Below are 21,849 nucleotides of genomic sequence, written 5' to 3' on the forward strand. Positions count from 1 at the left end.
ATTTGGAGCAGTAAATGAGAACAAATTTTGAAACACTCGAAAATTTAGCGAGTCATACAATTAATACACTTAAGGAAAAGGGTGTTATTGAATTCGATATTGCAAATCGTGAAAAACTTATCGAATCAATGGCGACTGAATTTGGTGTATCACTTGCAACTGATGAAGATATTCGCGATCAAGCAATCGAAGAAGTTGAAGAGAAAATGGGTGTAGATAATATGCCTGAGGACGTAACTGAGTCTGAAATGTTCAACCATGCTCGTAAAGAAATTATTAAGTCATTCAGTGGTGAAAATATTGGTGGTCTATACTTAGTAGAATCACTACACAATATTGCAAACCGCATGACTGCATTCTTAATTGATTGTGAATTCATCGATGATGTCTTCGGAACTGACGAAGAAATTCACAACTTCCTAGTACAAAATATTAGAACATTTAAGACACGTTAATAAAAAAGCTCCGAAAGGAGCTTTTTTTATTTCTTCTATTTGGTACGTCGATACTTTTAAAGTTTTTTAATGTTGTGTAGTGACTGTTCGAAAAACATCCGCGGCATTTAAGCGGAGCTTAAATTGGACGCGGTGTTAGCTCCCCATCACTTTAGCTAAAAAAATATATTCAACAAGCCTGCGTTTATGCAGGCTTTGTTGCCTCAGGAGCAATGGGAAAGTTATAGCTTTTTAATGTTGTGTAGTGACTGTTCGAAAAACGGTCCCTCAAGCAAACCATTTAAGACAGAACTTTCACTTTCTAAAATGACAATTCCATCTTCAGTTTTTAATAGGGCAGCATCGTAGTAGACACGAATCTCATGACTTTTTGTGGCCGTTCCTTCCACGCGAAGAGTTTCGATACCTTGTTCATATAATTTTTCAAAAGATTTTGGCCCATGAATAATTGACGTATCTTTATCAAAGACAAGTTCATTATTTATTGCCAGCTCTTCAAAGGCCGCTTGCAAATCAACATAGTTTTTATCAGTAAAGCTAAAGCGAGACTGCCATTCATAACGTGTGTCAGTTCTTTCAAATACTTTTAATTCACTACTGTCGCTTGTGAGGGTCCACCAAGGTGGGATTGGAATTTCAAGTCCATGGAAGGGGAAGCTTACAGCATTCTTTAAGGCGACTTTTTTTTCACCTTTAATAACAAATGCCGCATAAGTAGCAAAAATTAATACGCAAATGAGGAGAATCCACCAAAAAATATTACTCATAATTCGCAATTTATCGCTAAATTTAGGCTTCGTAAACGTAATATTAATCAGTTAAATCAGTACTTTATAGAAAAAGTCGATAGTTTACTCAAGTTTCATTCATAAAGTGTCGTTAAGTAGTTGAGGATTGTTAAAGTTTTTATGGAGAAAACTATGAAGTTAAGACTTATTGGCACAAAAAGCATCTTATTGGCGATGATGATGCTGAATACATATGCTGAGATCGACATCAGTGATTGTATCTACTTAAGAGACAATGGCTATGAAGATGACGCTCAAGCATGTGTAACAAGAGCATCTCGTGGAAGCTCTGGAAGTAATGACTTCTGTGTCGATTGTTTACCTAAACTTCCTGAAAGAAATGAGTGGGCCGAAGTTGCAAAAGTTGCAATTCCTTCACTTGCAGCAATGGGGAGTGTTTTTTTCGCCACTAAACACCAAGCTGATTCTCAAGAGTCATGGGCAAATGCTTATGAAAATGGAATTAAATCATGTCATGGCCAAATCGATGGCTATTTAGATTATAACCTTGAAAGAGGTGCAAACCCTGTTCTTCCAAAAGAACAAACATCAATGCTTAATTCTTGTAACGGTTATGGCTACGGTATGTACGCTGGAGGACTTGGTCTTACTGGTGGAACTTTCGGTGGTGTAGGTAACGGTTGGCTAGGTCAAGGTTACACAGGTGGATTCCTTGGTGGAATGGGTGGACCAAACTTTGGTGGCAATATCTATGGGAATGCCGGATGGGGCATGGGAATGGGTAATGGCATGGGTAACGGAATGGGCATGGGCATGGGCAATGGCTTTGGTGGAAATTACCAAGCTAATGTTTATATGAACCCACTAGGTTCTCTTGCTGGTTCGGCACTTGCTGGACTTTTAACAGGTGGTAATGCTGGCTTTGGTGTCAATATCAATGGTGGCATGGGAATGGGCGGACACCCTGGAATGTACCCTGGAAATATCTACGGTGGAATGTATCCAGGTTTCGGTATGAACTCAGGCTTTGGAATGGGCATGGGAATGGGTGGATACCCTTACGGAACTGGTTTTGGAACAGGCTTTGGTGCTAACTTTGGCATGGGAATGGGCAACGGTTTTGGAATGGGTAATGGTTTCGGAATGGGGAACGGTTTCGGAATGAATACTGGTTTAAATTTTGGACTTAATATTGGTAACACTGGCGCATACCCTGGGATGAACACTGGCGCAGGTTGGGGAATGTACCCTGGATCTGGCTGGGGAATGTATCCTGGAACAGGTATCAATGCAGGTTTCAATCTCGGTTGGGGAGTTAACGGCGGTGGAAATGGTAACTGGGGTAATGGTGGAGTTTATCCAACATATCCAGGCCCTGGAAACGGTGGAATTATCTCTGGCGGTTGGGGAATCAACGGCGGTGGAAACGGTAACTGGGGCAACGGTGGTGGAAACCCTGCTTGTATGTGTATCTCAGCACCATGTGCTTGTGGAAATACATTTCCTGGTGGAAACGGAAATATTAATGGCGGTTGGGGAGTCAACGGAGGTTGGGGATCTGGCGCTAATAATGGTTGGGGTGTTAACGGAAACGCTGGTTGGGGAGTCAACGGTGGAAACGGTTGGGGCCTAAATGGTAATGCTAACGGTGGTTGGGGTGCCAATGGAAACTGGGGTGCAAATGGAAACTATAATAATGGTTATCAAGCACAACAATTTCAAAGCTACATCAATGGGCTTCAAGGACAAGCTGTTGCTCAAGGTAATTACCAGAACCAAGGAAACGTAGCATATGCTAACCAAGCACTGTATCAGAACTTATACAATGCTCAACAAAATATTTATGCTAACTCTTATAACGGTTACTATAATTCAGGGACTAACTATGGATCAATGGCCGGTGGTGGTCTTAATGGCCAATTTAGTATTGGTGTAAATGGTGGTGCCGGGTTTAACTGGGGTGCTAATTAATCGATTGAATTGAGAGAAGAGAGATATAAGAAAGCCTCCCGGATGGGAGGCTTTTTTTATAAAAAAAATAGCGCCAGTGGCGAACCGAGAAACCTAAAGGTTTCTCTCTCGAATATTATGTGCACCGAATAGGGGCGCACAAATAAAAAAAGAGGCTATCAGCCTCTTTTATTATTTGTTATGCATAAGAATTTTGATTGAGCCTCTGAAAAGTACTTCGATCTTATTAGCATCGAGACTCTTCTCAACAAGCCCTGGCCCAAAAGTTGGGTGAGCTAGTATATCGCCAACTTCAAACTTGTGGCGAATGCTATATGTAATAGGTTCACCTTCTAATTTTTCAAGTGCATTTTCCCAAACATTAATGATTTTTTCTTCAGTTGAAACTCTCTTCTTTGCCGGAGCTTTTCGACGAGTAGCACTTGGAGATACTACTTTCTTTGGCTTGTAAGCATGAGTTGCTTTACAAGTATTACACAGAACTTTATATGGAGTATCTGCATCCTTCATTGCTACAATTAAATGAGCAAGATCTAACTTACATTTGCTACAATATGTTACAATTTCCTTACCAACACCTAGTTTTGACATATTCTCTCTTCCTTTTACTTAATTAGGTCAATTTAATGGCGAATAGGATTAAAGTAAAGAGAATAAAAGGTAATATGTAGATAATTATAATGAAGAAAAATACTTTAGCACTGCTGGAAAAAGCGAAACATTTACCGACAAAATCTGGATGCTATTTGATGAAGCGTAAGCGTGCCGGCATCGAAGAAATTCTTTATATTGGAAAGGCGAAAAACCTTCGTAGTCGAGTTTCCAGCTATTTCAATAGTTCAGAGAAATCACCTAAAACTCAAATTCTTGTCTCTCATATTCAAGACTTTGACTTTATTATGACTAAGACTGATGCCGAAGCATATATCTTAGAAAATAACTTAATTAAAAAGCATATTCCCAAATATAATATTCAACTAAAAGACGATAAAAGTTATCCCTATATTCAGATTGATTTGAATGAAAAATTCCCACGTCTTGTTTACACAAGAAGGCCAAAGAGAAAAAAGAAAATTAAGTTATTTGGGCCTTTTACAACGGGAAGTAATATTTTAAAAATTTCTCGCATCTTAACCAAGTCATTTACTTTAAGAGACTGTTCAGTAGAGGAGATGCGAAAGAGAAAGCGCCCATGCCTTATTTATCAAATGAAGCAATGTTCGGCCCCTTGTGTGGATTATATTTCTGAGAAAGATTATTTCAAGGATCTCAATTATGTGATTAATTTCTTTGAAGGTCAGAGTAGAAATGTTTTAAAAATATTAGAAGAGAAAATGTTCGCTGCTGCTGAAAGTGAGTACTTTGAAAGAGCTGCAGAAATTCGCGATAGCATTGAAGAGTTAAAGTCATTCTCTCAAAGTTATGAAAAACAAAATGTCGAGTTATCAACAGAAAGAGATTTTGATATCGTTGCTTATCATGTTGGAGAGTTGGAAGTTGATATCTCAATCTATATGATGAGATCAGGGATCCTTCTGGGTCACAAGAATTATCACTTTGGGAAAGGGGATAGTGAGAGTGAAAATCATGAACTCTTTCAAACATTCCTATTTCAATACTACTCAAATACAAAAGAGAAACTTCCAAGTCGTATTTATCTAGATGAGAAGAAAGCGGATCTTTCAATGATTAGTGAAGCCTTTAATGAAGTTCTTGATCAAGAAGTTGAAGTGCAAAATCCTATTGGTAAGATGAAAACTCTTTATGAGTTAACACTTGATCACGCTAGAGAGCATCAACGTTTTAGGGTGAAGAATCTTGATGGCCCTTGGATTGGTTTAAATAAACTAAAAGAGCTTTTAAATTTAAAAGAGACACCAAAAATTCTCGAATGCTTTGACGTTGCCATTTGGCAGGGGAAGTCTCCAACGGCGTCGCAGATTGTTTTTCGTGATGGTAAGCCAGATAAGGCGCAGTATCGCTATTATCACTTAGAAGAAAGGCCTGAAGGAAATAATGACTTTGCTATGATGAAAGAAGTTCTTTCGCGCAGGCTTAAAAAGGGAAAACTTCCTGACGTCTTTATCGTTGATGGTGGGAAGGGACAAGTCTCAAGTTTCTTAGCAGTTCTTGAGGATTTTGAACTCGATATTCCAGTTGTGGGGATTGCAAAAATCAAAACGAGCAAGCAGGAATCATTTAAAGATAAAGAGGTCTCAAGCTCCGATGAAAGACTTATCATTCCTAATCGCATTAATCCTTATATTTTAAAGAAGACGCCATCTCTTATGAGAATTGTTGTGCAAATGAGGGATGAGGCACACAGGTTTTCGAGAAAGCTTCACCACAAGAAAGAAAGGGATCGAATATTTACTTCGTGGTTTGATGATATTGAAGGGATTGGTGAGAAGACGCTAAAAACTATTCACGAGAATATGGACTTAAATCTAAAAGAGCTCTCGCAGTTATCGGTCATTGAAATTAGTCATAAATTGGATGTGAAGGAAGGCATTGCTGAGAGAATTCATACCAAGCTTATGGCCGAATTCCCTCAGAAATAATTGTCTAGTTTAGGTGGTGGATTTTTTTACGATTGCCGTGCCCGCAATCAGTACATCTCGAATTCTCGTGTATGTACAAGTTTTTATAATCCGATAGGTGTGTGTGAACCATTTTAGAGCCACATACAGGACAATCATTTAAAACCTTATGTACTTGATCGGCATCACCAAATAACTCTTCAAAGTTTTCAAATTGGAAATCTGGATCGAATGACATTGTAGCAACTCCTTTAAATAATAATTACCACTGGGGATTTGAGATTGTGCAGAGTGTCCCAAGCAGTGGATGTAGTTGATTTATCGGCGGCTTAACAATGTTCTGAAATTTATGCTTTTTTTTTTAATGACTTAGGGATATTTTACCCATAGGAAATAATGTAATGGCGCAATTTTTAACCAAATTAACTAAAGATTTTAATAACGTTTTAAAACTCTCACGAGATGAGAAGCCGAATTACTATGCCAAGTTATTTGAAAATACGCTTTGGTATCCTAAGCTAAAAGAGCGCAAGCTTGCTTCTAGTAAGGCTTCACAAGAAGTCACAGAGGCTCCACAACAAGCTCCTCAACAAACTTCTAAGGCGATTGAACAAGAAGTAGCAAGTGTCGAGCAAACAGTCTCAGCGCCTAAAATAGAGGTTCCTATAGCACCTCCAAAGCGCAAGATTGATATTGCGGCAGCTTCTAGTGGCGCTGAATCTTCTCGTACAATCAAAGTTAATAACGATATCAATAAATTCCTTTCACAATATAGTAGTTCTTGGGAGCTTGAATCGATCCCTGGTTACAAAGACTACCAAGGTGAAGTGGATATTATCTTCTTTGGACTCGATGAGATTGAAGAAGGGGAGCTTCCAGATTTCCTACCTTTATCAATGATTGAATCTGATCAAGATATTATGGGGCGTATGATTAAGGCCATGAAGATTTCAAGCGGCCGCTTTATTCGTGTTCCATTTATTAAAAAGGATGCTCGTGAATTTCTTTTCACTTGTTGCGCCCACTTTAAGCCTAGGCTTCTCATTAGTCTTGGTGCCGCTGCTACAAATTTATGTCTAGATAAACGTGTTCGTCTTGCAAACGTTCATGGAGAATTTCACTCGATTCAAATAGAAGTTGATGGGAATGCTCAGTTAATCGATGTCATGCCTCTATTTCACCCTAAATTACTAGAGGTAAATGAGTCCATGAAGAAAACGGCATGGACAGATATGCAAAAAGCGATAAAATTTCTCTCAAGTTGAGTAGCTTAGTAAAATCATATATCATTTTACTAGAGAAGTTGCAGGGCAAGGATGCCGCACAAATCAGGACGATATTCGTTGAGAAATTTACTTATCTCTATCATTATACTTTCTTCATGGAATTCTCTGGCGAGAATTAGCCCATTACAAAACTTACGATCTGGACACACGATAAAGGTGAGGGTTGCCAAAGATCTTGATAACGTTCTTCTTGAAGGCGTTGATCTTACTCGTAAGGTTGTTGCGACCAGAAGTCGCAAGAGCTTTAAAGGCTTTAAGAAGATCAAAGTTAATTGCCAAAATCTACAATCAGTAAAATCTGTAAAACCACAATACTTAGCATCCCTAACATCGCAAACTGGACTTATTAGTTTTGACCGTAAGCAATTTATGGGGCAAATGCATATTGTGACGAGTGCAGATGGAAACTCTTGTGATGTTGTTAACGAAATGGATCTTGATGACTATATTGCAACCTTACTTGCAAAAGAGATGAATGCATCTTGGCCAATTGAGGCCCTTAAAGCACAGGCCGTAGCTGCTCGTACTTATGCTCTTCATCACATGATGATTTCAGGGCTTAAGAATGACACACTTTATGATTTAGAAAATTCTGAAAAACATCAAGTAAATGGAACATTTAATGATGTGACGGCCAGCACTCTTGAGGCCGCAAAAGATACGGCAGGATTAGTTCTTACCAATGGAAAGGGAAATCTTGTACCAGCATTCTTTCATGCAAGTTGTGGAGGAACGACATTAGTACCTTCAGATGTTTGGAAAAATGATGTTCATGGTTACTCGACTGTGAAATGCGACTACTGTCAGAAGAAGAAAAACTGGGATTCAAAAATTACAAAACTTCGTTTTAAAAAATTTCTTAAATGGGCAATGAGAAAGAAGTTCATTGAGAAACAAAGTTTAAAAAAGAAGTTATTCTTATACCCAGATAAGAGAGATCAAACAAATCTTTATGTTCAAAATGGTGTAAAGAAAATCAAGATCAAAAAGAGTTTATTTCGTCGCTACTTTGGCCGTGTCGAATTTCCTTCAAACCATTTCTATATGGTTGATGTTGGTGGAGCAGGTCTTCACTTTGTTGGAAAGGGGAATGGTCATGGAGTTGGCCTATGCCAGGTTGGTTCTTTAGGTCTTGCCCAAAAAGGAAGGGGCCATCGTGAAATTCTGGCCCATTATTTTCCGAAATTAAATATCTTAAAACTTTATTAGTTCTTAAATCATTAAGGACAAGGTGTTGAAAAACTAATATTTAAACCAACTGCTTGAAGTGTTCCTTGAGTCGGTTGAGAATATTGGTATGGAGCTGCAACAACTTGAAAGTGAGCTGAATCAACTGTTGCTGCTGGACAATTTGTTCCCGAACCTAGAACTGCACCAGATTGTTGTAGAGCAATACCTTGTAGTCCACGATCATCTCCAATAATTGGGTAGCTATAACGGCCATCTGTAAATGAACGTGAGCAAAGTGAAAGGCGAACGTTATAACCAGTTAGATTACTACCATTAAGCACTTTAGTAATGATAAGAATATCACCAAAACTATTTACTCCAACATGGTGTTGGTTTGATTCATTAGGTAGCATTCCTTCTTGTAGTGGACCTGCAACGACATCATTATTATATGAGTAGCCTGCTGGGATATTGGCAACAATTGTTCCTCTTCTTTGTCCAAGTCTAAGATAAGACTGGCCATAGTTATTTAAATTATTACTGTCATATCGGCCGTACTGACAACTAAAGGCTTGAGCATTGACAAGACTATCAAATAAGGCCTGCCCTTGTGAGTCCATTCCCGTTGATCCTGTATTGGAACCACTTCCGCCATTACCCCAACCAGAGTAGTAACCACCACTGCTGCTTTTTGAATCTTGACCACAGCTTGTTACAAGCATTGAAGCAATTGTCACAACCATTAATAACTTAAACTTTTTCATAATATCCTCAAATATTAGTTTTCACGCTATTTCCTGTATCGGTGACAATTAAGGATTTCTTTAGAGATTGATAAAATTAATTAAGAATTTTTTCAAATTAACCGAAATAGTAAGTAATTATGACAGCTTATGAACAAGTAAAAGAATCAATGTTTAAGATTATCACTGGCTCCTTTAAAGATTTTAAAAAGGATGATCAGGCCAAGTTTCGTTTAAAGATGGGGCTCATCTTTGCGATCATTCCTTTTATCTCAATTGTTGTAGGATTCATCCTCAACTGGATACTTTTAAAATCAACGATTATCTATATTACGACTTATCGTAAGGATATTGATTATATTATTGATTCATTAATTTATGACTACCTCCAAATTGGTTTATTAGAAGTTCTACCTTGGATGATTATTTCCATTGCTTTCTTACTTGTTGCGGGAATTGTTCTTGCACAATTAATGCTTAGGCCATTTGATGAGATTGCACAGTACTGTTTGGACTTTTTAGGATCTGAAGAAAAAGTAAATTCTTTCGATGGAGAACTTAAATCTGAGTTAAGATTATTATCTAGTTTTAGTGATTGGTTCTTTACAACGACTTCAACTCTACGCATGAGTGGTAAATTAACTCAAATTGAAGTTCCTTCTAAATACAAGAGGATACATAAACCGGTTTTCGAGACGATGTTTTTTGTCCATAAAAGTATCTACGTTGCCATCACTTGTATTCTAACTGGAATGATCATTCTAATTATAAATTACGCTCTTTTTGATGCTGTAATTTCTGTGGTTAACGAAGTCTTTACGAATGGTAAAATTGCTAAAGATTACTTTAGTAACATGGCCTTAATCCAGGACGATATTGTAGGGATTACGATTATTATCAATATTATTTCTTATGGCTTCTTCATGGGCTATCTTTATAACAAAGTTGCGACGCCAGCATTTGGTATTTTTGCAACGATGCGATCTTTTATTAGTGGACGATATACATCAAGAGTTCACCTTATCGGTTACAAGTACGTTCGTCATCAGACGCGTGCCATCAACAAGTATTTGGACTATATGGAAAAAGAGTACTCAGTAAAAGATGATTGAGTATTTAACTTTGTTCAAGTAAAATCATAATAATAATTTGATGTGAAATTTGTTCATAATAACAAAAGGGATAGTAATGAAAAAAGCATTAGGCATTGTAATGTCATTAGTTTTACTTACGAGTTGTGTAGGTAAAGATGAAATCAAAAAAGCATTAAAAGATGATCCAACGATTTTAGCAGAAGCAATTAAAGCTAACCCTGCTGAAGTTATGGAAGCTCTTCAAGTTGCAGCTCAAAACGCAAAAGAAGCAATGGCGAAGAAAAGAGAACAAGAGGAAAACAAGAAACTTCACGAGTTTATTGAAAACCCTCTAAAACCACAAATCAGAGAAGATGAATCAGTTAGAGGTACTAAAGGTGCAATTATTACTCTAGTTGAATACTCTGACTTTCAGTGTCCTTACTGTACAAGAGGGTTTGATAATGTTGTTAAGCCAATGCTTGAAAAGTACAAAGGTAAGGTTCAATTTGTTTACAAACACCTACCACTTTCTTTCCACTCAGAAGCTAGAATCGCAGCTGCTTATTACGAAGCTGTTAGACTTCAATCTGAAGAGAAAGCATTTAAATTTCACGACATTCTTTTCACACAAGAAGGTCAGCAAAAGCTAAGAAATTTAAAAGAAAAATACCTAAAGAAAACAGCAAAAGATCTAGGTGTTAATATGACTAAACTTGCTAAGGATGTTAAGTCTGAAGCAGTTGAGAAAAGAATTGCACAAGACGAAGCTGAAGCAAGAAAGTTTGAGATTCAAGGAACTCCTGGTTTCGTAATCAATGGTGTACCTGTTAAAGGTGCTTACCCACTTTCTCACTTTGAGATGATCCTTGGTCTTCTTAAAGAAAAAGGTAAACTTGATATCTAATCACTGATCAAGTTCAGTTTAAATATGAAGGCCCGCCACTTGGTGGGCCTTTTTATTTTTCCGTGTTATAATATGATCATTGGAGGTTAAAATGGTGAACTTCTTTGATCAGAATCAAGTGAAAGTTAACAAAGAATTCTTTCGTGAATCAGCAAGACAAATTGATTATACAATTGAAGATTTTCTTCACGATGATATTCCACATTCTTTATTAGAACAAAATGTTTTAAATACTGCTTACATTAATCACTTAACATCTTTGTTAAAAATCAATTCTATTTTCGATTTAGCACAAGAGATTTTAGAGCTTGAAAAAAGCTTGGATAAGCTTGCTCATCGTCTTCCTGTCGATATTAATATTCCAACAATGGAAACTTTCTATCATCAACTAGGTCCAGTTTTTATTCAACTTTTTGTTGAAATTAAAGACCTTGAAGATCATAAAGAACTTGAAGGAGAGTGGCTAAAAGCCGTGAGAATCGCACTAGAGGAAGAAATAGTAGTTTGGCAAGAAAAAAACTTAAAATAAGCATGAAAATAAAAAAAACCTTCAAAAGTTAAAAAAAACGCTAAAAAGCCTTGTCAAAGCGTGTTTCAAACTTCATCCTATTTCTACAACAACTAAATAACTAACTATTTGGAGTTAAAATGAACAGAAAAGAACTTGTAGAAGCAATCTTAAAAAACAAAGAACTTAGCCACCTAACAAAGAAAGATGCAGATGCATTCGTATCTACTACTCTTGAAACAATCAAGAAAGCAGTTAAGAAAGGTGACGATGTTTCACTAATCGGTTTTGGTACTTTCACAAAAGTAAGAAGAGCAGCTAGAACTGGTATCAACCCAGCAACTGGTGAAAAAATCAAAATCAAAGCTAAGACACTTCCAAAATTCAAGCCAGGTAAAGCTTGGAAGGAAATGTTCTAATTTTTGTTTGAAATTAGTTTCATAATAAGAAGCCTCCATTACGGAGGCTTTCTTATTTTTAGAGGCATATTTTGCCTATCGATCCTCTTCAGCGTCAAAAAAACGTCGACATTTTGACACCACCACTTTTTTACATTCCTCATAAAGTCTTAAAATTTCAAAATTAATGGGCAGAATCTTCCGGAACATACTTTACTATCTTGTAGAAAATGGCCGCTAGATGTATAATTTTTGACGAGGCACAGTTTTTAAAGGAATTTTTTTCTGTGTGAAGTAAAGGATTTATAGATTATGGCAGATGGAAGTGCTGACAATTCATACCAAGGAAGTGGAAAGAACCCTCTACTAACAGTAGCTCTACTACTGAATATCGTATTAATGGGTGTAATCGCTTACTTTCAGTACCAAACACATTTAAAGATCTCACAGCAATCGTCTGTGGAAGATATTGTTAAGGCACAAATGGCCGAACAATCTCAAGATAAAGAGGTTGTACAAACTGGTGAAGCACAGGAAGAAGAAGGAAAGCTATTTCCTCTTGATAGCTTCACGGCCAACCTAGCACAAGGTGATGGGCCTCAACGCTACATTAGATTAAATGCCGTTCTTAAGCTTTCTCTAAATGCGAAGGAAGAAGAGTATAAGGCAAGAAAGCCTCAGATTAGAGATTCAATCATTAGTATCTTGAACTCTAAGAGGCCAAATGATCTTCTTAAAGTACAAGGTAAGGAATACCTAAAAGAAGAGATCAAATCTGCTATCAACTCATACTTAGTTGATGGAAAAGTTTTAGATGTTTACTACGTTGGTTTCCAGATCAACTAGTTAATATAAAGTATTAAGTTTAATTTTTGGCAGGATGCCAAGATCATCAAATCCTAGGAGGGGAACGATGGCACAGGTTTTAAGTCAAGACGAAGTCGACGCTCTATTAAACGCTGTAAACGATGGTGACGCAGATGATTTTCTAGGTGAAGGTGGGGATTTCGATGATGAAGCTGAAGACGAGAATATTCAGCCCTATGACTTAACAAATCAAGACCGAGTCATTCGTGGGCGAATGCCTATTCTTGAAATCATCTACGAAAGATTCATTCGTTCATTTCGTGTATCACTTTCAAACTCTCTAAGAAAGATCTCGACGATCTCGATGATCTCGACAGACCTTTTAAAGTTTGGTGAGTTTGTAAACACACTTCCGATTCCATCGTGTATGTGTATCATGAAGTTTAATGAACTAAGAGGTCCTGCTCTATTAGTATTTGAATCAAAGCTTGCTTACGCAATTATCGATTCATACTTTGGTGGTACAGATCGTCCTTTCACAAAGATCGAAGGAAAAGAATTTACAGCGATTGAACTTTCTTTCATGAGAAAAGTTATGGATATGGCCATTGCTGACCTTGAAGAGGCATGGGCGCAGGTTCACCGTATTGATGCTCAATACGTTAGAACTGAAATTAACCCACAATTCGTTGGTGTTGTTCCTCCATCAGATGTAATTATCGCAACAACTCTTGAAGTTGAATTTGAATCAGCTTCTGGAACGATTATGATCGTTGTTCCTTACTCAACGATTGAACCGATTAAGCAAAAGCTTTCATCAAATTACCAAACAGATAATGATATGGCAGATAGTATCTGGACTAGTGCTATGAATGAGCACATCAAGGATACGAAGGCCGAGATCGTTGTAAAGCTTGGTGAAGCTGAAATGACTGTAGGAGACCTTTTAACTCTTCAAACTGGAGATATTATTCCTCTTAACCAAGAAGCATCAAGCGAGGTTAAGGGAGCAATTCAAGGTGTAGAAAAGTTGAAGTGTCTTATTGGAACATACAAAGGAAACCGAGCGGTGCAAGTAACTCACGTTGATAAGACACCTAAAGTTTCTATGGATATTGAAGTCGAATAATTAAGGGAGATATATATGAGTGATCAAACAGAACTAAATAACCAAACACAAGGGCTAGAGAACTTCAACACAATGGAAGTTGAAAAACTTGCTGATGAAATCAGAGCAGGTGATGATGCCATTAATAAGCTTAAGGTTCAAAACCTAGACTTTATCTTAGATATTCCACTGAAAGTAACAGTAGAGCTAGGTAGAACAGAAGTAATCATTAAAGATCTTCTACAACTAGGACAAGGTTCGGTACTAGAGCTTGATAAACTAGCAGGTGAGCCTCTAGAGATTCTAGTGAATGGGAAGTTAGTAGCAAAAGGTGAAGTTGTCGTTGTAAACGAAAAATTTGGTATTCGTTTAACTGATATTATTTCGCCAATCGAGAGAATTGAAAATCTAAAGTAGTAGATAAACGTAGGAACTAATCATGGCCAGACAACTTAAATTATTATTTTTAGCACTTTCACTTATGACAACGAATGCATTTGCTAGAGTTGAAGTAGGGAAGGTTAAGTTAACTAAAAATGGTTCAACAGGTATTGTTACAGTTGGGCTTAAGGGGAAGTTTGAGACAACTCCTGAGTTAACAATTAAAGATGATATTATTCAAGTAGCATTAAAAGATACAATCGTATGGCCAAAAATTGAAAAGCAAGTATCTGTTAATGAAAAGTTTGATACGAAACTTCTAGCATATCAATTTACAAAGGATGTCGCTCGCGTTCGTGCAATTCTCCCGTACGACATTAAGGGTAACGAAGATAAAGTAAGTTTAGAAGTTAGTGATAATGAAATTAAAATGTACTTTCCAATCACTGCAAATAAGAAACAAGTTGCAGTAACAAAAGCAGCTCCTGCTAAGAAAGCTCCTATTAAGCAAAAGAATGCTGAAGCTTATGACGAAAGCTATCTTGCAAAACTACTAAAAGATAAAGAAGAAGTAACAAATAATAAAAATAAGAATAATGTAAAGTTAGAAAAGACAAGTGAGTCTTTACTAGCTCTTGCCAAAGAAAAGAATGAGCAGATTGAAGACACTGTAAGCAATCTTTCTTCAGGTGTTGAAAAAGGTGGATTCCAGATGTCGACTTATATTTTTAAATTTATTGGATTCTTTGCTCTATTTGCAGCAGGTATCTTTTTTCTAATGAACTTCTTTAGAAAGGGAATGTTGAAAAAGGGTGGTCTAGGTCTTTTCTCAAACGCAAAAATGGTTGAGGTTCTATCAACAACTTATCTTGCTCCTAAGAGAAGCCTACTAGTTGTTAGAGTTCAAAAGCAAGTTTTCCTAATGGCGCAATCTGAAAAGGGAATGGACTTCTTAACTGAAATTCAAGATACAACAGACTTTTTTAAAGAAGGTGAGAAGGCATTAACGGGATCTAATTTTGATACAAACTTAGATACGGCAAACTCTGGTTCAAAAGAATTTAAGCTGAAAGAAGTTGCTCAAAATATGAAAGAAGCAAGTAACTCGACAGCTTCATCACAACAAGACATTTTGAATAGTCTTGCTGGACAAGCGACTCAAGAAGAGAAAGTTAGCTTAACAGCACAAATTAAGAAGAAAGTTAAAGACATGAAGTCTTTACAATAATTTTATTAAAATTAATTCAATAGGAAGTTGGATGAAGAATTTTTTAAGAGCATTATTAATATTTAGTATTGGGGGATGGCTAAGTACGATCTTTGCTCAACAATCAACTAACCTGGGGCTTCCAGGTCTTTCTGTTAATTTTGGACAGGGAGTTGATCTTGTTGATACGATCGAATTAACTATTCTCTTTACAGTACTAACTCTTGCACCGGCGGTTTTAATTCTTTGTACTTGCTTTACAAGAATCATCGTTGTTCTGTCATTCATGAGACAAGCAATTGGTACACAAAGTATGCCACCAAATCAACTTCTAATTGGTTTCGCACTTTTCCTTTCTGTTTTTGTTATGCAGCCTACTGGAGAAGAGATTTATGCAAATGCAGTTAAGCCATATATGGATAAGAAAATTACGACAACTTTAGCCGTTGATCGTATTGAAGGTTCTCTTAGAAAGTTTATGAATAAGCAGGTCCGTAAGGCCGATATCGGACTTTTCTATGATGTAACAAATCGTCAAGCACCACAATCAATTGATGATGTACCTATTCACTTTTTAATTCCGGCCTTTATTATTTCGGAACTAAAAACTGCATTTCAAATTGGTTTCTTACTTTATATTCCATTTCTTATTTTAGATATGGTTGTGGCATCTGTTCTAATGGCCATGGGGATGATGATGCTTCCTCCGGTTGTTATTTCACTACCATTTAAACTTTTACTATTTGTTCTTGTGGACGGTTGGCAACTTGTTACTGGATCACTTTTACGTTCGTTTAATTAGGAGTAATCATGGACTTTTTTTCTGACATCGCAAGACAAGCAATTACAATAGGACTAATGATATCTGCACCAATGTTAGCAGGTGCACTTATTATGGGTATCTTGGTTTCAATTTTCCAAGCAGTTACTCAAATCAATGAGCAGACACTTTCATTTATTCCAAAGATCCTAGTCATTGTTGGAGCTCTTGTACTGACTGCCCCGTGGATGACGGATCAGTTAACAACTTTTACGAAAGATCTAATTATTTCAATTCCAAGTCTTGTTACTGGAAGGTAGGCCAAGTTAGATGACAATTCAAATTACTGACATTGTCCCAATCATTGCATTCTGGTTAATTTTTACCAGACTGCTGGCGATTAATTTTCAACTGCCTATTTACGATAACTTACCAATCCCTATGATTGTTAAGATCTTATCGACGCTAGTGATGAGCTTTTGCTTCTACCCATATATTCAGGGTGAAGTTATCAAAGATATTATGTATGTGGGGAAGGATCAGTTCTGGGCCCTCACTATTATTTACACACTTATTGGATTGATAATCGGATATTTGGTAAAATCAATTATGGGTATCTTCCTGTCAGCAGGTAGTATCATTACCCAGCAAATTGGATTTGCGGCCATTCGCTACTTCGATCCTTCTTCGGGTCAGCAAGTAGGTCCTTTCGAAAGGCTAATACAATGGACTGTTCTCGTTATGGTTGTTTCATCAGGTGCTTTACTACCAATGTTTAAAGGGATTTTTCAATCTTTTTATTCAATTCATATTTATGATTTTGGTGTATTTGCAAAATCACACATCTTCTATATCGAAGCATTCAAATCAATTTTTATTGCTGCAATTATGCTAGCAACACCATTAATTTTTACAAATATGCTCATCAGTACGGTTTTAGGAATTATTGCTCGTACTGTTCCACAGATGAATATCATTATGGTTAGCTTTGTCGTTAATATTGGCTTAGGTCTACTAGTATTTACGGCAACAAGCGATGAGTTCTTTCAAGTAGCATTTAGAATGTATACGGAAAGACTTGGCGAGTGGTTTAACTTTATCATTTAAGGGGTAAGTCGTGGCCGAAGATACAGATCAAGAAAAAACGGAAGACCCTTCCCAGCATCGAATTGACGAATCGAGAAGAAAGGGTGAGGTTGCGTCCTCGAAGGAACTAACTAGTGTGTTAGTGCTGGCCGCCTGTATCATGACACTGGCCCTTTCTTTACTTTTTATTTATCAAGAGATGGAAGAATTTATTAGATGGATTATGCACCTTGATCCAGAAATGGCCTTTACTGAAAAATCTCTTAAAACAATTGCAAACAAAACTGCTACAACAGCTCTCGTCTGTGCAGCTCCTGTATGTCTTGTCTCATTATGTGCCGGAATTATAGCAAATGTTGCTCAAATTGGATTTATCTATGCACCTGAGGTTTTAGAATTTAAACCTGAAAGAATTGATCCAATTAAGGGAACAAAAAATTTATTTTCAATGAAGGCAGTAGTTGAGGCGATTAAAGGTGTTTTCAAATTTATCATTGTTTTAGGAATTGTTTACTTATATATGAAAGATGATATTACGCAATTTGTAGGTTTCCTGCACGTAGATTTCTTTCAAGCCTTTGTGATTGGTAAGGATATTCTTGTTAAACTTGGTTACTCTATTCTTGCAGGACTTATTGTTGTTGCAGCAGGGGATTTTGCTTACCAAAAATATGCTCATAAGAAAAAGCTTATGATGACAAAAGAAGAAGCAAAACGAGAGTCTAAAGAGCAAGACGGATCACCTGAAGTTAAACAAAGAATTCGTCAAATTCAAAGAGAACAAGCACAAAAGAGAATGCTTTCCGATATTCAATCAGCTGATGTTATCGTGACAAACCCAACTCACATTTCTATCGTTATTAAATATGATCAAGAGACGATGATTGCTCCTGGTATCGTTGGGAAGGGTGCAGATCACCTGGCACTAAGAATTAGAGAAATTGCTAAAGAACATAATATTCCAATTGTTGAAAATGTTCCTTTAGCAAGAGCACTATATAAATCAGTTAAAGTAGGGGAAGGAGTCCCACGTACTTTATATAAAGCAGTCGCTGAAGTTCTAGCGTTTGTTTATAAGCTTAAGAAGAAGCAAAAAGCTATTAGCTAATTAGAGTTTAGGAAAATATCATGGATGATATCTTTAAAAGATTAAAAGTATTAACAGAGAATTCAGACCTCGCAGTCGCGATCGGTATTCTAGCAGTTCTTGCTGTTATGATTATTCCAGTACCTCCAGTGGTACTCGATTTACTTTTAGCAATTACACTATCATTCGCAATTATCATTCTTTTAGTTTCTGTTTATACTAAAAAACCACTGGATTTTTCAACATTTCCTGCAGTTCTTCTTGTGACAACATTATTTAGACTTTCTCTTAACGTTGCTTCAACTCGTAACATTCTACTTCGTTCAGGAAGTGAAGGAACGAGTGCTGCCGGTGAGATCATTAGAAGTTTCGGTGAATTCGTTGTTGAAGGGAACTTTGTTGTTGGTATCATCGTTTTCATCATCCTTGTTATTATCAACTTTATGGTAATCACAAAAGGTGCTGGAAGGGTAGCTGAAGTCGGTGCAAGATTTACACTCGATGCAATGCCTGGTAAACAGATGGCCATTGATGCTGACTTAAATGCTGGCCTTATTAACGATGAAGAGGCCAAGAGAAGACGTGCTGAAGTTGCTGAAGAAGCAGACTTTTACGGGTCAATGGATGGTGCTTCGAAATTCGTTCGAGGGGATGCCATTGCAGGTATCTTAATTACGGCCATTAATATCATCGGTGGAATTATCGTAGGTGTTGGTCAGTATAAAATGAGCTTTGGAAGTGCTGCTGAAACATATACACTTCTAACAGTAGGGGATGGACTTGTTTCTCAAATTCCAGCTCTAATTATTTCAACTGCTGCCGGTGTTATTGCAACAAGAAATACAAGTGAAGATAATCTTGGCGCTCAAATGAGTAAACAATTTAAACTTCACCCTAAAGCTGTTCTAATTGCAGGATGTGTACTTCTAATCTTTGCAATGATTCCAGGACTACCAAAACTACCATTTATCACTGTTGGCCTAGCGCTACTTTATGTTTCAAATAAAATGGAAAATGAAATTGAAGCTACACAACTTGCTGCAGAGTCAGTTGTTGAAGAAGAGAAGAAGTCGACTCCTGAATCACTTGAAGATCTTCTTAATCTTGAACTTGTTGAACTTGAAGTTGGTTACGGACTAGTTAATCTAGTGGACTCATCTCAAAATGGTGACCTTCTTGAGCGTATCACTTATATGAGAAAGCAATTTGCACTAGATTGGGGTGTGATTATTCCTTCTGTACGAATTAAGGACAATCTTGAGCTTGCTCCAGGTGGTTACTCCCTAAAGATTAAAGGTGTGGAAGTTGCTCAAGGTGAACTTGTACCAGATCACTACCTAGCAATGGATCCAGGAAGTGTTATTGAACAAATTGATGGTATTGAAACAATTGAACCAGTATTTGGTCTACCTGCTGTCTGGATCACTGAAGATCAGAAAGATGATGCCGGATTTAATGGTTATACTGTAGTAGACTTGTCAACTGTTCTGGCCACTCACTTAACTGAGATCCTAAGAACTAACTTACATGAGTTATTTGGCCGCCAAGAGCTTGTTCGAGTTATGGATAATTTCAAAGAACACTATCCAAAAATTGTTGCGGATCTTGTTCCTGAAATCCTTCCTCTTGGGGCAGTTTTAAAGGTCTTACAGAATCTTTTAAGGGAAAATGTTTCCATCAGAGACCTTCGTACGATCTTAGAGTCTCTTTCTGAACACGGAACAAGAATCAAGGATACAGATCTTCTGACAGAAAACGTCAGACAATCGCTATACCGCACTATCACTGAGTCTATAAAGTCTGCCAATGGTGATTTGCCGATATTTACGTTAGATCGTAAAATAGAAGAACAGGTTGCTGGCAATCTCATACAAACAGAAAATGGTCAACAAGTTTCTTTAGACCCAAGAATTACCCAATCGATTTTGGCCAGTTTAAATGAGAAAATAGAGGAGGCCACAAACATGGGAGAAAAGATGATTGTTCTTTGCTCACCAGTTATTCGCGGTCACTTTAAGAAATTGACAGAAAAATTCATACCAAACTTGATTGTAGTAAGTCATAATGAATTAAGTCCGGATGTGAATATTAGGTCACTTGGAACGGTGAGGTTATAGGATGTACGTGAGAAAATTTGAAGCAGATTCTTTAGATGAGGCATTAGCGAATATTAAGGCCGAACTAGGACCTGACGCAATTATTCTTAAGACACAGACTAATAAGGGAATTAAAGGCGCTTTCAAAAAGAAGAAAATTGAGATTACTGCTGCTATTTCTGAAAAAAACTACACTAAAAAGGCCAAGGTAGATAACGTTCTAAATCCAGAACAAAAAGATTCATTTTATAAAAACAACTCATCTTATATTGCAAATATGATAAATTCACACGATCAAAACACTAATGGACAATCACAAACTAACTCACTAAATGGATACGGAAGTTTAGGCCTTAATCGAAAGGTGAGTGCCGTTGAAGAAAGCTCTTCTCAAGCTAACTCTGGACTTGATGATTTCCTAAATTCAATTGATCGTGAAGAAGTAAAGAAAGCCGCTGCAATTGCTGAGTCTGAACACTTTAATGACTTTTTAAATGGAGACTTCTCTCTTGAAGATGAAATTCAGGAAGAAGTAATTGTTGAAAGACCACAGGTTCAACAGTCGAGACCAGTTCAATCTCAACCTCTACACGAAAATCGTGCAAATAACGAAGAAGTAAATGAGTTAATGGAAACTCAAAGAAATAAGATTGACGAGCTTGAAAAGAAGATCTTTGAATTAACACAAAGTGTACAGGGGATGACTAAGCCTCAGGCCCTTGGTGTTAAAGAGATGGTGACAATCTTTAGAAGCTTAGACATCGAAGAAAGATATATTCAAAAGGTTGTACGCAAAGCAAATTTTGAATTATCTGATGAAGAAAAAGAAAACCCAGATACAGTTTTTGAATTTGCTCTAAAAGAAATGATGGGGGAAGTAAGAACGGCAATGCCAATTTTCTCTTCTGTTGATAATGAAGAGTCTAAAACTGTTACAGTACTTATTTCTGATGCTTCATGTGGACAGAGCTCAATGCTAACTAAGCTTTCTGCTCTTAAGCAGGATTCTGTAATTATCAGAAATAAGGCCAACACAGGCTTTAAAGATAATACTTCTTTTTCTGAGAAGTTCTTTAATGTTGAATCAAATATCTGTGAATCAATTTCTGAAATCGTTGCACAAACAAGAAAATCAATAGAAACAAAGAAAAATGTTTTTATCGACTACAAGGCAACAAATCAAGAAATCAATGAAATCAAGAAGTTCGTTGATGGATTAAGACGTAGTTTTGAAAATGTGGAAGTTTTAATCTGTCTATCGGGAATCAATACAGAGTTGTATAATAGAAAAGTACTAAATCGTTATGCAAATATTGCAAATGGTTTAGTGGTAACACACTTAGATCAGTGCTTGAATTATGGGTCACTCTTTAATCTTGCAATTGACTTTAATTCGTTACCTTACAAATTTTTTGGAACGGGTGAGATTGTTCCTGATGACCTAGAAGCTGCAACCGCCGAAAGGATTTTGGCCGGTATTTTTAAGCTGTAGCTTTTTTTGTTATTAGATTAAATTT

Annotated in this window: 23 protein-coding genes; 19 read left to right on the plus strand and 4 right to left on the minus strand. The window is 36.9% G+C overall.

What is annotated here, in order from left to right:
• Positions 1 to 14 precede the first annotated feature (14 nt).
• A complete protein-coding gene (locus tag ABMA72_RS11515) occupies positions 15 to 455 on the plus strand; it encodes a DUF507 family protein (RefSeq protein WP_021268496.1) in 441 nt (146 codons plus the stop codon).
• A 221-nt stretch (positions 456 to 676) separates the two neighbouring features.
• Here ABMA72_RS11515 and ABMA72_RS11520 read toward each other — a convergent pair whose 3' ends face one another.
• Positions 677 to 1,222 (minus strand): hypothetical protein, encoded by a 546-nt coding sequence (locus ABMA72_RS11520; protein ID WP_392858374.1) that lies wholly within the window; start codon positions 1,220 to 1,222, stop codon positions 677 to 679.
• A gap of 153 nt (positions 1,223 to 1,375) precedes the next feature.
• Between ABMA72_RS11520 and ABMA72_RS11525 the strand changes: the two genes are divergently transcribed.
• Positions 1,376 to 3,175, plus strand: coding sequence for a hypothetical protein (locus ABMA72_RS11525; protein ID WP_392858376.1), 1,800 nt, complete (start codon positions 1,376 to 1,378; stop codon positions 3,173 to 3,175).
• Positions 3,176 to 3,346: 171 nt separating this feature from the next.
• On the opposite strand, the gene ABMA72_RS11530 is transcribed toward ABMA72_RS11525, so the two are convergent.
• Entirely contained in the window at positions 3,347 to 3,766 is a 420-nt protein-coding gene (locus ABMA72_RS11530; protein WP_392858377.1) for a hypothetical protein, read from the minus strand.
• Between the two features lie 89 nt (positions 3,767 to 3,855).
• Here ABMA72_RS11530 and uvrC point away from each other — a divergent pair, with 89 nt between their 5' ends.
• Positions 3,856 to 5,736, plus strand: a complete 1,881-nt coding sequence (uvrC, locus tag ABMA72_RS11535; protein WP_393057209.1) for an excinuclease ABC subunit UvrC — start codon at positions 3,856 to 3,858, stop codon at positions 5,734 to 5,736.
• 4 nt (positions 5,737 to 5,740) lie between these two features.
• Here uvrC and ABMA72_RS11540 read toward each other — a convergent pair whose 3' ends face one another.
• The gene (locus ABMA72_RS11540; protein ID WP_021267851.1) at positions 5,741 to 5,953 is read right to left on the minus strand and encodes a hypothetical protein; all 213 of its coding nucleotides are present in this window, start codon (positions 5,951 to 5,953) and stop codon (positions 5,741 to 5,743) included.
• Positions 5,954 to 6,116: 163 nt separating this feature from the next.
• Between ABMA72_RS11540 and ABMA72_RS11545 the strand changes: the two genes are divergently transcribed.
• Positions 6,117 to 6,980 carry a hypothetical protein gene (locus ABMA72_RS11545; RefSeq protein WP_393057211.1) on the plus strand — a complete coding sequence of 288 codons (864 nt, stop codon included), beginning with the start codon at positions 6,117 to 6,119 and terminating at the stop codon, positions 6,978 to 6,980.
• A 78-nt stretch (positions 6,981 to 7,058) separates the two neighbouring features.
• Positions 7,059 to 8,210, plus strand: a complete 1,152-nt coding sequence (locus ABMA72_RS11550; RefSeq protein ID WP_392858384.1) for a SpoIID/LytB domain-containing protein — start codon at positions 7,059 to 7,061, stop codon at positions 8,208 to 8,210.
• A gap of 11 nt (positions 8,211 to 8,221) precedes the next feature.
• Here the strand turns inward: ABMA72_RS11550 and ABMA72_RS11555 are convergent, their stop codons facing one another.
• Positions 8,222 to 8,935, minus strand: coding sequence for a hypothetical protein (locus ABMA72_RS11555; RefSeq protein ID WP_392858386.1), 714 nt, complete (start codon positions 8,933 to 8,935; stop codon positions 8,222 to 8,224).
• Positions 8,936 to 9,054: 119 nt separating this feature from the next.
• Between ABMA72_RS11555 and ABMA72_RS11560 the strand changes: the two genes are divergently transcribed.
• The 14 genes from ABMA72_RS11560 to ABMA72_RS11625 all read left to right on the plus strand — a co-directional run bounded on the left by ABMA72_RS11560 (position 9,055) and on the right by ABMA72_RS11625 (position 21,824).
• The gene (locus ABMA72_RS11560) at positions 9,055 to 10,026 is read left to right on the plus strand and encodes a hypothetical protein (RefSeq protein WP_392858387.1); all 972 of its coding nucleotides are present in this window, start codon (positions 9,055 to 9,057) and stop codon (positions 10,024 to 10,026) included.
• Positions 10,027 to 10,102: 76 nt separating this feature from the next.
• On the plus strand, positions 10,103 to 10,894 hold the full coding sequence (locus tag ABMA72_RS11565; RefSeq protein ID WP_392858389.1) for a DsbA family protein: 792 nt from the start codon (positions 10,103 to 10,105) through the stop codon (positions 10,892 to 10,894).
• A 91-nt stretch (positions 10,895 to 10,985) separates the two neighbouring features.
• Positions 10,986 to 11,423: a hypothetical protein gene (locus tag ABMA72_RS11570; RefSeq protein WP_392858390.1), complete on the plus strand. Its 438-nt coding sequence runs from the start codon at positions 10,986 to 10,988 to the stop codon at positions 11,421 to 11,423.
• Between the two features lie 119 nt (positions 11,424 to 11,542).
• Positions 11,543 to 11,821, plus strand: a complete 279-nt coding sequence (locus tag ABMA72_RS11575) for an HU family DNA-binding protein (RefSeq protein ID WP_021268333.1) — start codon at positions 11,543 to 11,545, stop codon at positions 11,819 to 11,821.
• Between the two features lie 291 nt (positions 11,822 to 12,112).
• Complete coding sequence (fliL, locus tag ABMA72_RS11580; protein ID WP_392858394.1) at positions 12,113 to 12,646, plus strand: flagellar basal body-associated protein FliL; 534 nt, start codon at positions 12,113 to 12,115, stop codon at positions 12,644 to 12,646.
• Positions 12,647 to 12,713: 67 nt separating this feature from the next.
• Positions 12,714 to 13,736, plus strand: a complete 1,023-nt coding sequence (fliM, locus tag ABMA72_RS11585) for a flagellar motor switch protein FliM (RefSeq protein WP_021267929.1) — start codon at positions 12,714 to 12,716, stop codon at positions 13,734 to 13,736.
• 15 nt (positions 13,737 to 13,751) lie between these two features.
• Entirely contained in the window at positions 13,752 to 14,132 is a 381-nt protein-coding gene (fliN, locus tag ABMA72_RS11590) for a flagellar motor switch protein FliN (protein WP_021268549.1), read from the plus strand.
• Between the two features lie 22 nt (positions 14,133 to 14,154).
• Positions 14,155 to 15,324, plus strand: coding sequence for a flagellar biosynthetic protein FliO (locus ABMA72_RS11595; RefSeq protein ID WP_393057213.1), 1,170 nt, complete (start codon positions 14,155 to 14,157; stop codon positions 15,322 to 15,324).
• A gap of 31 nt (positions 15,325 to 15,355) precedes the next feature.
• On the plus strand, positions 15,356 to 16,105 hold the full coding sequence (gene fliP / locus ABMA72_RS11600) for a flagellar type III secretion system pore protein FliP (protein WP_392858401.1): 750 nt from the start codon (positions 15,356 to 15,358) through the stop codon (positions 16,103 to 16,105).
• A gap of 8 nt (positions 16,106 to 16,113) precedes the next feature.
• On the plus strand, positions 16,114 to 16,383 hold the full coding sequence (fliQ, locus tag ABMA72_RS11605; protein WP_021267947.1) for a flagellar biosynthesis protein FliQ: 270 nt from the start codon (positions 16,114 to 16,116) through the stop codon (positions 16,381 to 16,383).
• Between the two features lie 10 nt (positions 16,384 to 16,393).
• Complete coding sequence (locus tag ABMA72_RS11610) at positions 16,394 to 17,170, plus strand: flagellar biosynthetic protein FliR (RefSeq protein ID WP_392858404.1); 777 nt, start codon at positions 16,394 to 16,396, stop codon at positions 17,168 to 17,170.
• A gap of 10 nt (positions 17,171 to 17,180) precedes the next feature.
• Positions 17,181 to 18,257, plus strand: coding sequence for a flagellar biosynthesis protein FlhB (flhB, locus tag ABMA72_RS11615; RefSeq protein WP_393057215.1), 1,077 nt, complete (start codon positions 17,181 to 17,183; stop codon positions 18,255 to 18,257).
• A gap of 20 nt (positions 18,258 to 18,277) precedes the next feature.
• The gene (flhA, locus tag ABMA72_RS11620) at positions 18,278 to 20,353 is read left to right on the plus strand and encodes a flagellar biosynthesis protein FlhA (RefSeq protein WP_392858408.1); all 2,076 of its coding nucleotides are present in this window, start codon (positions 18,278 to 18,280) and stop codon (positions 20,351 to 20,353) included.
• A gap of 7 nt (positions 20,354 to 20,360) precedes the next feature.
• The gene (locus ABMA72_RS11625; RefSeq protein WP_393057217.1) at positions 20,361 to 21,824 is read left to right on the plus strand and encodes a hypothetical protein; all 1,464 of its coding nucleotides are present in this window, start codon (positions 20,361 to 20,363) and stop codon (positions 21,822 to 21,824) included.
• Positions 21,825 to 21,849: the final 25 nt, after the last annotated feature.

The organism is Halobacteriovorax sp. CON-3, from assembly GCF_043196995.1.
In the GTDB taxonomy this organism is placed as follows: Bacteria; Bdellovibrionota; Bacteriovoracia; order Bacteriovoracales; family Bacteriovoracaceae; genus Halobacteriovorax_A.

What these genes read in the sequence shown, in the direction of transcription:
- ABMA72_RS11515 (WP_021268496.1), top strand. Translation starts at nt 15, where the DNA reads ATGAGAACAAATTTTGAAACACTCGAAAATTTAGCGAGTCATACAATT.
- ABMA72_RS11520 (WP_392858374.1), bottom strand. Translation starts at nt 1,222, where the DNA reads ATGAGTAATATTTTTTGGTGGATTCTCCTCATTTGCGTATTAATTTTT.
- ABMA72_RS11525 (WP_392858376.1), top strand. Translation starts at nt 1,376, where the DNA reads ATGAAGTTAAGACTTATTGGCACAAAAAGCATCTTATTGGCGATGATG.
- ABMA72_RS11530 (WP_392858377.1), bottom strand. Translation starts at nt 3,766, where the DNA reads ATGTCAAAACTAGGTGTTGGTAAGGAAATTGTAACATATTGTAGCAAA.
- uvrC (WP_393057209.1), top strand. Translation starts at nt 3,856, where the DNA reads ATGAAGAAAAATACTTTAGCACTGCTGGAAAAAGCGAAACATTTACCG.
- ABMA72_RS11540 (WP_021267851.1), bottom strand. Translation starts at nt 5,953, where the DNA reads ATGTCATTCGATCCAGATTTCCAATTTGAAAACTTTGAAGAGTTATTT.
- ABMA72_RS11545 (WP_393057211.1), top strand. Translation starts at nt 6,117, where the DNA reads ATGGCGCAATTTTTAACCAAATTAACTAAAGATTTTAATAACGTTTTA.
- ABMA72_RS11555 (WP_392858386.1), bottom strand. Translation starts at nt 8,935, where the DNA reads ATGAAAAAGTTTAAGTTATTAATGGTTGTGACAATTGCTTCAATGCTT.
- ABMA72_RS11560 (WP_392858387.1), top strand. Translation starts at nt 9,055, where the DNA reads ATGACAGCTTATGAACAAGTAAAAGAATCAATGTTTAAGATTATCACT.
- ABMA72_RS11565 (WP_392858389.1), top strand. Translation starts at nt 10,103, where the DNA reads ATGAAAAAAGCATTAGGCATTGTAATGTCATTAGTTTTACTTACGAGT.
- ABMA72_RS11570 (WP_392858390.1), top strand. Translation starts at nt 10,986, where the DNA reads ATGGTGAACTTCTTTGATCAGAATCAAGTGAAAGTTAACAAAGAATTC.
- ABMA72_RS11575 (WP_021268333.1), top strand. Translation starts at nt 11,543, where the DNA reads ATGAACAGAAAAGAACTTGTAGAAGCAATCTTAAAAAACAAAGAACTT.
- fliL (WP_392858394.1), top strand. Translation starts at nt 12,113, where the DNA reads ATGGCAGATGGAAGTGCTGACAATTCATACCAAGGAAGTGGAAAGAAC.
- fliM (WP_021267929.1), top strand. Translation starts at nt 12,714, where the DNA reads ATGGCACAGGTTTTAAGTCAAGACGAAGTCGACGCTCTATTAAACGCT.
- fliN (WP_021268549.1), top strand. Translation starts at nt 13,752, where the DNA reads ATGAGTGATCAAACAGAACTAAATAACCAAACACAAGGGCTAGAGAAC.
- ABMA72_RS11595 (WP_393057213.1), top strand. Translation starts at nt 14,155, where the DNA reads ATGGCCAGACAACTTAAATTATTATTTTTAGCACTTTCACTTATGACA.
- fliP (WP_392858401.1), top strand. Translation starts at nt 15,356, where the DNA reads ATGAAGAATTTTTTAAGAGCATTATTAATATTTAGTATTGGGGGATGG.
- fliQ (WP_021267947.1), top strand. Translation starts at nt 16,114, where the DNA reads ATGGACTTTTTTTCTGACATCGCAAGACAAGCAATTACAATAGGACTA.
- ABMA72_RS11610 (WP_392858404.1), top strand. Translation starts at nt 16,394, where the DNA reads ATGACAATTCAAATTACTGACATTGTCCCAATCATTGCATTCTGGTTA.
- flhA (WP_392858408.1), top strand. Translation starts at nt 18,278, where the DNA reads ATGGATGATATCTTTAAAAGATTAAAAGTATTAACAGAGAATTCAGAC.